Below are 12,668 nucleotides of genomic sequence, written 5' to 3' on the forward strand. Positions count from 1 at the left end.
ATCTTTTATTACTGATGCCAAATGTAGAATTATTTATAGAATGTTTTTGATTAAAATGAATATGGATTAAAAGGTTCAAGAAGCATATTTTCATTGTTTTCATCTTCAACTTTAATAGTTGAATTTATTAATTCAATGACTCTTGCTAAATCGTTTTTAGTTTTAGCTTTAATAAATATTCTACTAATTAGTTGATCGAGTGTTCCTATGTTATTAATAGTGTCTCCTTCAAGATGTACATGAGTTATGTCAAACACTTCCGGAATGTTTGCTATCTTATCAAACCCCTCGATATTTGATATTTTTCCATTTCGAGCAATTGGAGTCAGTTTGCAGGCCCACATATCAAACACTGGTTTCTCTAAATCTTTTATTTTCTGTCCTTTCATTTCTCCGGTAAGAGCATATCTTATCATCAATTCAACAGCATCAATTTCTGTCATTTCCTTTATAATTTTATGACCTTGAGCACCAGCAAATCTGAAACCAGGTTCATAAATATGTGCTCTTCCATTATGCATGAATGCTTGCAGAAACAGTACACCGTTGGTTATGTTCATCGATTTAATCAGATTTACCACTTTTTGGTGGTCCCCATTTATAAATGTGGATGAATATTTAGAAGGAAAAATATATGCTGTTGGAATTTGTGCGACTCCTCTTTGATTTTTATTAGTGTATCTGTCACACATTGCACACAAACCGATATGACCGTCTTGTATAATATAATACATAACAACTTCTTCAGTTGTCATGTACTCTTCAATAAGCACATTCTGACTTTTTGAAAAAGATAAGGATTCATGATAATTTTGTAGAAGTTCTTTTTCATTATAGCAGATAAATATACCCTTTGAACCTCCAGAATCAACAGGTTTAACAATAACAGGATATTGAATATCACCAATATCTCCATTATTCATTTCATACTCTTTAACTACCTTCAACCCATTTTGAGCACAGATATTTTTGAATTTATCTTTATGAGTCATAATATCAATTTGTTCTGCAGTTGCATAGAATGGAACATTGAGCTTTTCGCATACTTTCTGACAATAAGATAACATAGAATCCAGATATGCAGTGAACACACCATCAACTTTTAATTCATTAGCTAAATCTACCACTGCATCTACATCGGTTGTGCTAACAAGATAGCTTTCATCAGCTATTTTTTTTGCAGGAGAATCGATTAAATAATCTGTCACAATAACATAAACACCAAGTTCTTGTGCTCTCTTTATAACATTAATTGAATCTCTTACTCCACCCATCAACAATAGTTTTTTTCCTTTTAGATCAGACATATTCATCTCTCTATTAAGATTTTATTTTATTAAAGATATAAGTGCATTGTACATATAATCAATATCTTCCTTACAATACCTTTGATCACAAGGTAAAGGTAGTATATTCGCAGCATATTGGTACTCAACACTATTTTGTGGAGTGTTTTGTAGTACATTTGGCCACAATGTAGGTATATATATTTGCATTTCTGCTAATTCTTTGCGAAGTTCAATCCCATTATCAATATAAAGTGGATATGCAAAAGCCCCATTTGGAGCTACACACCTCAATCTGTTAATATGGTTTAGACTATGTTCAAGATATTTGTAATTATCATTCCTTATTTGTATAACTTTATTAAAGTCAATTGCTCCAATGATGTTTTTGCTGATTTTGGACATATTCTTTAGAGGCTCAACTTTATAAGATAACTCTGTTTTTTGGAAATCATTGTAATATTCAAAAGCATTTCCTTCAAAACGGCCGAGCAAGTGTTTCATCCGGTCTTTAGAGCTAGCAAAATCTAATTCTTCGTTAAGTAGTGTATCAGTGGATACATATGCTCCATCTGGAACTCCAAAAAATTTTCTACACGAATATATTGTATCTATATTTTTTAAAGGTCTCTGGAAAAAAGCCATAACATTATCCAAAATGATGTTTCTATATTTTTTCTTTAAATGGATAATTTTTTCATTTTCCAGTTGTCCAAAATAATTAACAATGTAAAGGTATTCATCCTCGTCTAACTCTTTATTAAAAATAGGAGTTAAATCAAGATTAATATTATAATACTCATATTCGTATCCGTTATTGCTTAACATAAAGCCGATTGAATCGCATAAATAGTAGGGGATATAGATTTTTTTAATTTTCTTTGCCTTGAGGATATACAATAATGCATTTCGAGCTGTATTTAAGGCTATTAAATCTTTATAGTATTCGTTACTTACAAGTTGCTCTAAGCTAAAATAGCCACCAATTTCTTTAGAATAAGAATTACTACTAAGAAATTTATACTTTATAGAATCACTACCTGAATAATATAGTTAATAATTAGCATAATATATTCACGTTCTTAGTTCTTTCAATTTTAGTCATACAATCTATAATGATATATCCAACCTCCTCATTTACCCTATCGGCGAAGAATTAAAAATATTACTTTTTAATTAACTGATTTGTTCCCTTTATTAGATTGTAACAGCTTAAGTAGCGCCTTATTACATCAGGGGAATTAAACATCATAACATCAATTATTGATAAATTTGGAATGAATACATTATTGAATTGAGAGTATTCAATTTGTTTTGAACGTATAAATTTAAGAATTATGCCATTTTCTTCAAATAAACTCTCTTGATAGAGTTTTTGACCACCTATTGAATTTATATAACATTTTGCTCCAGTTTTTTTGCATATATCAATAACTTTATCTTGTGATTTTAGATTATTATTTTTTTCAATATTACTTGAATAAACGAATTGAGTATCAATGCCTAAATAACTCGAAATTTCTTTTAATGAATAAGCTAAAAACACAGCTAAGTTTTTTTCATTATTTTTTAGGATATGCATTAATAGTGGGAAAACTTCTTCAAAATAAGGTGCTTTTGAATAAGCATATCTTATGGTTTTCATTAATTTTTGAGCATTATTTCCAACATTAATTTGGTTTATTAATTTATTTGAACTTGCTCCTATTACTTCTAAGGTAATACGTTTTTGTTCACTGCCTACTAATATAATATTTCTGTTTATGTATCCTTGCTTTATATATGCTACATCATCGTAAATAACAAAGCAATCAACAGCATTAATTAGTTGCCAATAGCCTAGATATGGAAATAAATATGGCTGCATAATGGCTAATTTCATAAGAATCTCCATATAATTTCAATTATTTTTTCCTGCTCTTTATCTTTCAAGTATGGATAAATGGGCAAACACAGAATTCTACTAGCAATATCTTGTGATATTTTTTTGTTCTGCTGCAACTGTAAATAATCAATTTTATCCAAAGATGGGTAAAAATACCTTTTTGGGTATATTTGATTTTTATTCATTGCATCCTTAACCATTGAAAGCATATGCTCAGTGGTAAATATTACTGGAAAATAGCTATAATTATTGCTAGCATTGCTATTAAGATGTTGCAGCTGCAAATGCCCAGTAAATGCATTTTTATATTGATTCCATATTTTAGAACGTTCTTCTATGATTAGGTCGATTTCATCAAGAACACACAATCCCATCGCTGCTTGGAATTCATTCATTTTAGCGTTTATACCCAATTCAACTATTGAATCTGATTCGTCAATGCCAAATTTAATCATTAACTTGGCTCTTTCATAATCTTTTTTATTCTTAAAGATAATTGCTCCGCCTTCAATTGTATGAAAAAGTTTGGTAGCATGAAAGCTTATTGTTGTTGCATCACCAAAAGATAAAATACTTTTTCCTTTATATTTTACTCCAAAAGCATGTGCACCATCATATATTACTTTTAAGTTGTGTTGGCGTGCGATAGTTTCAATTTTATCTATTTCGCAGGCATTCCCAAATACATGCGTGGGTACTATTGCTGTAGTTTGCGATGCTATGGACTCTTCTATCTTAGAAGGGTCAATACAGAATGTTTCAGGATCAATATCTATAAAAACGGGTTCAATTCCTTCCCATACTAGGGAGCTGGTAGTAGCTACAAAGCTGAAAGGAGTTGTTATTGCCTGACCACTTACTCCGAGAACCTTATATGCGATTTGCAAAGCTAATGTTCCATTAGCTACTAAAAGGAGGTTTTCAACACCTAGATAATTTTCTAATCTCTTTGTTAGTTCCTGCACCAAAGGGCCATTATTAGTTAACCGGGCTGTTTCATAGATTCTATTAATATATCTGTTCAGGTTACCTCTGTCAGGCAGGTAGGGTCTGGTTACATTTATCATTATTTGTGCCTTCGTATTCGTTCAGGTACCATTTTATGGTTTTCAATATACCGCTTTCAAAATTCTCTTCTGCTTTCCATCCAAGATCATTTTCTATTTTACTTGCATCGATAGCATATCTTCTGTCATGTCCTGCTCTGTCTTCGACGTATATGATCTGGTTCTTGTAACTTCCTTTTTGCTTTGGTTCAAGTTTATCTAATATCTGGCATATTTGCGTGGCAACATAATTATTATCTTTTTCATTTCTTCCACCTATATTATATGTATCACCAGCTTTTCCATTATGATAAACAAGATCAATTGCCTTACAGTGATCAAGTACATAGAGCCAATCGCGAACATTCTTACCATCGCCATATATTGGAATTGGACTACCCTTTATAGCATTACGAATTATATTAGGGATTAATTTTTCATCATGCTGTTTTGGTCCATAGTTGTTTGAACAATTTGTAATTACAGTATTCAATCCATAAGTATGATGGTAGCTTCTAACTATCATATCACTGCCTGCTTTGCTTGCACTGTATGGTGAGTTTGGGGCATATGGGCTTTTTTCAGTAAAAAAGCCTGTTGAACCTAATGTACCATATACCTCATCTGTTGATATATGGTGAAAACGTGGAATTTTAATTGATTGAACGTCAGATGATTCAGAGTTGGTGTATTTTTGTTTATATACAAATGGTTTTTTCATCCAGGTATTGTAAGCTACATCAGCAAGAGTATGTGTTCCGTTAATGTTTGTTTTAATAAAAATATCTGGTTGCTTAATAGAATTATCTACGTGAGATTCAGCAGCGAAATGGATTACACCATTAATTTCATATTCTTTGAATATGAACTCAACCAATTCACGATTACAGACATCCCCTTTTATGAATTTATATCTCGTGTTATTTTCGATATCTTTCAATTTTTCCAGATTACCAGCATATGTCAATAAATCAAGATTTATAAGGTTGTATTCTGGGTATTTTTCCAAAAAATATGGTATGAAGTTACTACCTATGAACCCTGCACCGCCTGTGAGTAAAATATTAGCTTTCATTCAGCACTCCTTCCAGATATGCACCATAATCTGTTTTTTTAAGTAAATCTGCAATCATGCGAACCTGTTCAGCGTTTATCCATCCATTATTATAGGCAATTTCTTCCAAACAAGCTATCTTATATCCTTGCCTTTGTTCAATAGTTTGCACAAAATGACTGGCTGCAATAAGACTATCATGTGTGCCGGTGTCAAGCCAGGCGAATCCACGTCCTAGAAGCTCAACTTTCAGTTTTTTTCTTTTTAGGTATTCTTGGTTTACAGATGTAATTTCAAGCTCACCTCTATCCGATGGCTTAACGTTTTTAGCAATTTCAATCACATCATTATCATAAAAGTACAAACCAGTCACAGCATAATGGGATTTTGGACTTTTTGGTTTCTCTTCTATACTAATAACATTTTTATCTTTGTCAAATGCTACCACTCCAAACCTTTCAGGATCTTTGACCTGGTATCCAAAAACGACCGCTCCTTCATCTATATTTGCTGATTTTTTTAATAAGGGAGAAAATCTTGGACCGTAAAATATGTTGTCACCAAGGATTAGACAAACACTGTCTTTCCCTATGAATTCTTCCCCTAGAATGAAGGCTTGGGCTAATCCGTCTGGGGTTGGTTGGGCTTTATACGATAAGTTCATTCCCCATTTAGAACCATTTCCAAAAAGTTTTTCAAATAATGGGAGGTCATTTGGTGTAGAAATAATTAGTATCTCTCTTATGCCTGCCAGCATAAGTACGGACAAGGGGTAATATATCATCGGTTTATCGTATATTGGCAAAAGCTGTTTGCATGTTGGTAAAGTAACTGGATAAAGCCGTGTCCCACTACCGCCCGCTAAGATCATACCTTTCATGTTTTTTCCCTATGTTCTTTTGTCCTCTTTAAACTTTCTATTTTTTGAATAGATTCTTTTTTTTGGATTGCAAAAGTAATAAAAATATTCTTAATAGAAAGTATATATATCATTATGTATATGAGAGTGCAAACTACAATTTTAATATTATTATTATTCGTTAGGATATTATATTGTTTTTCATTCATATAAAATTAACAAAATGGCGTAATAAGTTTGATGTGTATGTTGGGTGTCTGGAATTTAATTATGAACACATTTTCATTTGTTTATGAACATAGTACTTATTTGCTTGTACAATGAGTAAAACAGATTGAGGAATTAAAATGAATCAGCTTGAGAAAAACGGAAATTTTGCAAATAAGTTCTCTCTTAACTTTGATAGCAAAACTCGGCTTTTAAGAAACTTAAAAGTATTATTATTATTAGCTTTCACTTTATTCATACTAACATCGAGTACCTGTTATGCTTCTGAATATTATGTTGCAGATTGGGGCAGTGATGACAACGAGGGCAGTTTCGAAAATCCATGGGAGACACTTAATAAAGCGGCAGCCTATATGATTGCCGGTGACACTACCTATGTCATGGATGGTACTTATTATCCAGTTAATGATGTAGATTTCAGAAATAGTGGGACTCAATCAGAACCTATAACTTTAGTTGCTTTCAACGGTAGGCCAAAGGTTGTAGGGACGCAATCTATAATAGGGATGATTAATTTCAATGGACAACAGTTCATTAATGTTAGTGGGTTTGAAATAACTGGTGCAAAAAGGCAGATTCAAGTTATAGGTTCTAATAATACTCTACATAATTGTGTGGTGCATGGTTCTTATCAAGAAAATACTATTCATATATCTAGTGGATCATCTAATCTCCTCATTGATAATAATGTTTTTTACAATCAATCTGGTGGACATAATCTAATGGATATTTCAAGTAGTTATTCCTATGGACGTCCAATTCATGATGTTACGATTTCAAACAATGAATTTTATAATGTCACAGGTCACAATGTTATTAATATTAAAGATAGGGACAATTTGATAAACACCAAAACTATCTACAATCTCACGATTATAAACAACATAATTCATGATGTTGATAAGGATAATCCGAGTGCAAATTCGTTCCCAATAGCAACAAATCATATTAATCTTTATACAAGCAACATTTCTAATAATTTGATATATGATTGTGGTAAAGGTGTATCGTTATATCTAGTGGATAGTACTGTGAAAAATAATACGATGTATAATATTGCAAATGGTTTAGATTTAGGTACAAATGATAGAAAAATCTATAATACTACTTATGAAGGAAATAGTGCTACTTTAGTACTTTATGGTGAAGGTATTGTTGTAAAGAATCCCAGTTCAAGAAGTATTGTTGTCTCGGGTGAATCCTCAAGTGTAACTGTAAATGATATGGTGGGTGCAAAAAGAATTATTCTGAAATACAAAGGCTCAATCACTTTTGAAGGTGATAGTGGGCAGGAATTTGAAGTTCTAAAAATAAGTGGTTCTGATCAATTCGACTTATCTTCTAATACTCTGAAATTGAATGTAGATTCATCAACTATATTTTTGGTAACTCCGACTGATATTTCTGAAGAATCACCGGTCTCATCCGGCACAGGCCTTTCATTCACCCCATCTGCAACCTCACTCACAGCAAACACAGGTGAATCAACAACATTCACCGTAGACTCCGGTCAGGAATTCACCAGTGCTCTCTGGTATCTTGATGGCAGCCTTGTGGAAAGCGGCACAACAAACCATGTAGAAAACTGGGAAACCGCAGGTACACACACAGTTAAGTTTGACGGTATTGCTGCTGCAGGAACTATCTCAAGGACGTGGACCGCAGTAGTTTCCGAACCTGTGGAATCGGTATATTCATCCATCAGCATATCCCCATCCACTACAACAGTAGCACCTGGTGAATCATTCAGCCTTGACGTGTACATAGATCCGGCACAATCTCTCACAGGGTCACAGTTCGATCTTCACTACAGCCAGCTTGCAAGTATCTCTTCAGTGAATGAGGGTGGTCTGTTCTTGCCAGACATATTTGCTACAACCTTTGAGTATGGTAGTATTGACAATACATTTGGTATTCTAAGCCATGTGTACTCTGCAATAGTAGGTACAGGTACAATTTCACAAGCAGGGGTCATGGCCACAGTGGATATGGTTGCAGGTAGTGACTCTGGTATCCTTGAACTTGAATTAGCTAATGTTATATTGAGTGATGCCAGTTCAAACCCTGCAGCATACACAGTTTCTTCTGCTACAGTTCTGGTTGATACGGCTCCAGAGTTCACATCTATTTCTGCAAAGTCCGTGGATGAGGCACAGAGCCTCAGTTTCATAGTAAGTGCAATAGATGCTGACGGAGATGACCTTACATATACAGCCACTTCACTTCCTACAGGTGCATTCTTTGATACAGGAACAGCCACATTCAGCTGGACCCCATCAGAAGGGGATGCAGGAAGCTATGAAGCAGCTTTCGAGGTTACAGATGGTTATCTCACGGACACAGTAAGCGTAAGCATCATAGTAACTCCGCTGAACCATTTGCCTGTTATGACTCTCTTTGAACCTGCAGATAATTCTGTCTTTGAGGAAGGTTCCACAATCAATGTGAACGTGGTTGCAAGCGATGAGGACGGGCAGAGCCTTGGTTATATAATAAAGATCGATGGTTCACAGGTCAGCACAGCTTCAAGCTATGCATGGAACCTAGACTACGAGTCTGCAGGAACCCACACCATAGAGGTAATAGTAAGTGATGGTATCGATGAAGTAAGCTCTTCAAGCACTGTGACTATCACCGATCTGCAGCCAAGATGGGATGTCAATGAGGATGGTATCGTAAACGTACTTGACATCACTCTCATAGGCCAGAACTACGGTCAAAGCTACACCAGTGATCTGCCTCGCTGGGACGTGAACCAGGATAGTACTGTGAACATCCAGGATCTGTCAATAGTAGCAGGTCACTTTGGTGAAACAGTATAATCAGGAAACAACATGGCCCCTTTTCGAGGGGCTAAGCTCTTTTTTTGTTTTTCATTCGGGATTAATTCCCAAAATCAGATATCTACCACTTCTTTTCCTTGTTTCAGACGATGAAAGCTAAACGGTTCATGAACTAGAACTGATGCATCCACCCGCCGCAGGCGGCACATTGCATAAATATTAATAGAAATTATACGCTAAGCAATTAGTTACATAAACCCAAAGGCTTTTGTTTCTCCTTAATCCGTAGTTCTAAAAAGGTAAGTAATGAACAGATCTAATAGCACACACATGTATGTGGTTCACCATTCTACATTTACTCACCCATACTTCAAAAAAGTAAAGGAAAAGAATCTCACATCCTTCCAGGTAACAATATCCCAAGCACACAGAAGAGCCCTGTTAAAGCGTACATTGCCCATGTAGCCTGTCTCTCTGTGACCCTGTGATAGTAGGGCAGTATCCATTTAAGTGTAAGCGCATTAGGTACTTCCAGAGTACCATCTTCCCTTTCCTTCCCAAATTTTGCTTCCGGGAATTTCATAACTCTCCAGTAGACGTACATCAGGAAATTAACGGTGTGCGGAATCAGCATAATAAAACCACTGATTATGAACCCCTGTATAACGATCATAGTTCCTATTGCAGCCCCTATGGTAAGCGAACCAATATTACCCCAGAATATATTCGAAGGATACTTATCGTACATGTAGTAACCAAAGGTCGCTCCGGTTATGCTCACCACTGCAAAGATGTTGTCAACATCTCCTATGAGAACTGATTTTATAATGAGAGCTATAAGGACTATCACTGAAAGTCCTGAGGAAAGGCCATTGAAGCCGGAATGCATGTTCACTAGATTAGATGCTACCAGAACGTAAGTAGGTACTATGAACTGCAGATAAAGGATACCTAGTTCAATGTCACCTACACTGGGTAGTGTGAATGCAGTATGGGTTGCATATTGTATCAAAGGATAGGAACAGTAGTACATAAGAAGGAGTTTTGTAACCCTTCCGATGTCTATCATATCATCAAGTATACCAAACAGCCCGAACATGGCTATTACTATGAGGACAACATAGTTTGTTGTGGAAAATTTGAAGAACAGCGTGTTCAATGAAAAGCACACCATTGCAACCAGAAGAATGGCAATGCCTCCCCTCTCCGGGATCATGGTCACCTCTCTTTTGTAGTAGTCTCTGGCAATGACTCCTTTTTCTGTCAGTTTTTTTATGAAATACGGCATTGAAATAAAAGTCACTATAAATGGTGCCAAAAAGGTGCTTGCAAGAACTAAGGCCACTAACGTTGATGGTGCTTCCAAATCCAGCATAATTAAATCCTCTGTTATCTATAAAATAATTGTTAAAAATATATTCATTTAATGCTTTGACATTATATATGAATTTACCGCAAACACTAAGCATTTTCCTTTTTGATATCTTATCTGCTGTTTGCGATATGTTCCTTATCTATTATAATAAGCTTTTTCCTCTTGAGGATTTCTTATTTTCTAATCATCATAATGAGCATCACTAATTGCATCGAACATAAATTTATATAGTATTATTCATCTAAATAAAAATGACAATTGGGTTATTGTCACTATATACAATAGTTAATGCTTTGGTGTGGACACTATACATCGGGCATTTTAAGGTGGTACAAATGAAATTAGTAGAGAAAGAATGCGCAATGTGCGGTAGTCCTATATATGTTTATGAGAACGTTGTCCGTGAGGTAATGTTCTGCACTCTTCATTGTATGGAGCGTGCGACCTTTGTGAATGCTTCCGGGGGTTTAGTTTTAGGTTAAAAATGTTCTCCAGGTTCTGATATTTATTACTGAACTTGGACACATATCTTTTTTAGATAGTATCATATTGATTATTAAGTACAGGGTAGTTTAATATACTTATTTTACAGTCATAGACTCATGAAAAAAGTACTTATTACTGGCGGCATTGGCCAGGTTGGCAGTTATCTTGTCGACTTCATGCAAAATAATTATAAGGTCACAGTCCTCGATAACCTTTCCTCTGGCAAAGACCCTGAATTACCAGATCATGTACATTTCATAAAAGAAGATGTCAGATCCCCTACAGCAAAAGAATTAGCTGGTAAGCATGATATTATTATTCATACGGCAGCCCAGATAAGCGTGGCAAAGTCTATGGATGATCCGTTATTCGATGCTGACAATAATGTCTTCGGAACTCTCAATCTTCTTGAAGGTGCCCGTTCTGGAAATCCAGAGAGGTTCATTTACATCAGTTCAGCTGCTGTTTATGGCAATCCTGAGTATCTTCCTGTTGATGAGAAACATCCTCAGAATCCCATGTCACCATATGGTGCCAGCAAATTATGTGGTGAGAAGTATTGCAGTATGTATCACAAAGCCTACGGAATGCCAACGGTTTGTATAAGACCTTTTAACATATACAGCCCCAGACAGGACCCTTCAAATCCTTATTCAGGTGTCATATCTAAATTCATAGGTCGTGTAAGGGAAAATCTATCTCCTGTTATCTTCGGGGATGGTTCCAACACAAGAGATTTTGTTTCCGCACACGATGTAGTGAACATGATAATGCTGCTGGCCGGTGGTCGGGGAGACAATGGTGAGGTCTACAATGTAGGCACCGGCAGGGTCACACGCATAGACGAGCTTGCACAGATCGTCCTTGATATCTTTGGCAAGGAAATGGATATAGAGTTCAGAGACTCAATGCCGGGTGACATAAAGGACAGTTACGCTGACATTTCAAAGGCAAGGAATATAGGGTTTAAACCTGAAATTGACCTCTACAAAGGTCTCGAGGAGATAGTAGGCTGAAAGGCCGGATAGCTATTTTAACTTTGATTAGCATTATATTAATTGAAATATGAAAAACTTCAGCAAAAACAAATATGTCGCGTATCTGGCATTTTATGCTCTCTATTTTTTGCAGTTCTTACTTGATGTTTTCTCCCGTATACAGCATTTCGATTACAAGAGGAACAAGAAAAACATTTTGATCGCCCTTACAATACTATACGCAGGATTCATATTCTATCTGTCATCCCAATCCAATCTGAGTGTTCCTTCCTCAATGTTCAAGATACCTATCATGTATGAGCTGGCAACTCTTTTCAAAAGTCTGGGTCTTGATTTTATTGTTGATATTGCAGAATACGCGTATAGTAACATGGATAAAGTAGCCCACATGTTCCTGTACTTTGGACTTGGTATACTACTGCATCTTACGTTCAAAAACTCTGACAACACCATATTGAGTAAATATGCAGCCATCTTTGCGGTGCTGCTTGGTGTAATCTATGGAATTTCAGACGAATTTCACCAATCATTTGTACCAGGCCGTACATCCAGTTTGCATGATCTGTTGGCTGACGGGATCGGGGTGACAATTGCACAGATGATTTTCGTTATAGTGATAATTGTAAATCTGCAACGAAAAAAGAGAAAGGATGACCAAGAATAAACCT

At 35.3% G+C, this 12,668-nt stretch carries 11 protein-coding genes; 4 read left to right on the plus strand and 7 right to left on the minus strand.

Features of this window, described 5'->3' with window-relative positions; translation table 11 throughout:
* Positions 1 to 50: 50 nt before the first annotated feature.
* The 6 genes from WN948_RS13700 to rfbA form a co-directional block, all read right to left on the minus strand.
* Complete coding sequence (locus tag WN948_RS13700; protein WP_342304738.1) at positions 51 to 1,307, minus strand: hypothetical protein; 1,257 nt, start codon at positions 1,305 to 1,307, stop codon at positions 51 to 53.
* Between the two features lie 21 nt (positions 1,308 to 1,328).
* Positions 1,329 to 2,186, minus strand: coding sequence for a hypothetical protein (locus tag WN948_RS13705; protein ID WP_342304739.1), 858 nt, complete (start codon positions 2,184 to 2,186; stop codon positions 1,329 to 1,331).
* Between the two features lie 265 nt (positions 2,187 to 2,451).
* Positions 2,452 to 3,168 carry a WbqC family protein gene (locus tag WN948_RS13710; RefSeq protein ID WP_342304740.1) on the minus strand — a complete coding sequence of 239 codons (717 nt, stop codon included), beginning with the start codon at positions 3,166 to 3,168 and terminating at the stop codon, positions 2,452 to 2,454.
* Complete coding sequence (locus WN948_RS13715; RefSeq protein WP_342304741.1) at positions 3,165 to 4,238, minus strand: DegT/DnrJ/EryC1/StrS family aminotransferase; 1,074 nt, start codon at positions 4,236 to 4,238, stop codon at positions 3,165 to 3,167. The genes WN948_RS13710 and WN948_RS13715 overlap by 4 nt, the downstream gene beginning before the upstream one ends.
* Positions 4,207 to 5,292 (minus strand): dTDP-glucose 4,6-dehydratase, encoded by a 1,086-nt coding sequence (gene rfbB / locus WN948_RS13720; RefSeq protein ID WP_342304742.1) that lies wholly within the window; start codon positions 5,290 to 5,292, stop codon positions 4,207 to 4,209. Before rfbB ends, WN948_RS13715 begins: the two co-directional genes overlap by 32 nt.
* Positions 5,282 to 6,151, minus strand: a complete 870-nt coding sequence (gene rfbA, locus WN948_RS13725; protein ID WP_342304743.1) for a glucose-1-phosphate thymidylyltransferase RfbA — start codon at positions 6,149 to 6,151, stop codon at positions 5,282 to 5,284. The genes rfbB and rfbA overlap by 11 nt, the downstream gene beginning before the upstream one ends.
* Before the next feature lie 326 nt (positions 6,152 to 6,477).
* Between rfbA and WN948_RS13730 the strand changes: the two genes are divergently transcribed.
* Positions 6,478 to 9,180, plus strand: a complete 2,703-nt coding sequence (locus WN948_RS13730; RefSeq protein ID WP_342304744.1) for a putative Ig domain-containing protein — start codon at positions 6,478 to 6,480, stop codon at positions 9,178 to 9,180.
* A 355-nt stretch (positions 9,181 to 9,535) separates the two neighbouring features.
* Here the strand turns inward: WN948_RS13730 and WN948_RS13735 are convergent, their stop codons facing one another.
* A complete protein-coding gene (locus WN948_RS13735) occupies positions 9,536 to 10,516 on the minus strand; it encodes a glycosyltransferase 4 family protein (RefSeq protein ID WP_342304745.1) in 981 nt (326 codons plus the stop codon).
* Between the two features lie 335 nt (positions 10,517 to 10,851).
* Between WN948_RS13735 and WN948_RS13740 the strand changes: the two genes are divergently transcribed.
* From WN948_RS13740 to WN948_RS13750, 3 genes are all read left to right on the plus strand, one after another.
* Entirely contained in the window at positions 10,852 to 10,998 is a 147-nt protein-coding gene (locus tag WN948_RS13740) for a hypothetical protein (RefSeq protein ID WP_342304746.1), read from the plus strand.
* 120 nt (positions 10,999 to 11,118) lie between these two features.
* On the plus strand, positions 11,119 to 12,018 hold the full coding sequence (locus WN948_RS13745; RefSeq protein WP_342304747.1) for an NAD-dependent epimerase/dehydratase family protein: 900 nt from the start codon (positions 11,119 to 11,121) through the stop codon (positions 12,016 to 12,018).
* A gap of 49 nt (positions 12,019 to 12,067) precedes the next feature.
* Entirely contained in the window at positions 12,068 to 12,664 is a 597-nt protein-coding gene (locus WN948_RS13750) for a VanZ family protein (protein ID WP_342304748.1), read from the plus strand.
* The last annotated feature ends 4 nt before the right edge of the window (positions 12,665 to 12,668 follow it).

This window comes from Methanolobus sp. ZRKC5 (genome assembly GCF_038446525.1).
GTDB lineage: Archaea > Halobacteriota > Methanosarcinia > Methanosarcinales > Methanosarcinaceae > Methanolobus.

Excerpts from the sequence above, each read along its gene's own strand:
- WN948_RS13700 (WP_342304738.1), bottom strand. The coding sequence starts at position 1,307 with ATGTCTGATCTAAAAGGAAAAAAACTATTGTTGATGGGTGGAGTAAGA.
- WN948_RS13710 (WP_342304740.1), bottom strand. The coding sequence starts at position 3,168 with ATGAAATTAGCCATTATGCAGCCATATTTATTTCCATATCTAGGCTAT.
- WN948_RS13715 (WP_342304741.1), bottom strand. The coding sequence starts at position 4,238 with ATGATAAATGTAACCAGACCCTACCTGCCTGACAGAGGTAACCTGAAC.
- rfbB (WP_342304742.1), bottom strand. The coding sequence starts at position 5,292 with ATGAAAGCTAATATTTTACTCACAGGCGGTGCAGGGTTCATAGGTAGT.
- rfbA (WP_342304743.1), bottom strand. The coding sequence starts at position 6,151 with ATGAAAGGTATGATCTTAGCGGGCGGTAGTGGGACACGGCTTTATCCA.
- WN948_RS13730 (WP_342304744.1), top strand. The coding sequence starts at position 6,478 with ATGAATCAGCTTGAGAAAAACGGAAATTTTGCAAATAAGTTCTCTCTT.
- WN948_RS13735 (WP_342304745.1), bottom strand. The coding sequence starts at position 10,516 with ATGCTGGATTTGGAAGCACCATCAACGTTAGTGGCCTTAGTTCTTGCA.
- WN948_RS13740 (WP_342304746.1), top strand. The coding sequence starts at position 10,852 with ATGAAATTAGTAGAGAAAGAATGCGCAATGTGCGGTAGTCCTATATAT.
- WN948_RS13745 (WP_342304747.1), top strand. The coding sequence starts at position 11,119 with ATGAAAAAAGTACTTATTACTGGCGGCATTGGCCAGGTTGGCAGTTAT.
- WN948_RS13750 (WP_342304748.1), top strand. The coding sequence starts at position 12,068 with ATGAAAAACTTCAGCAAAAACAAATATGTCGCGTATCTGGCATTTTAT.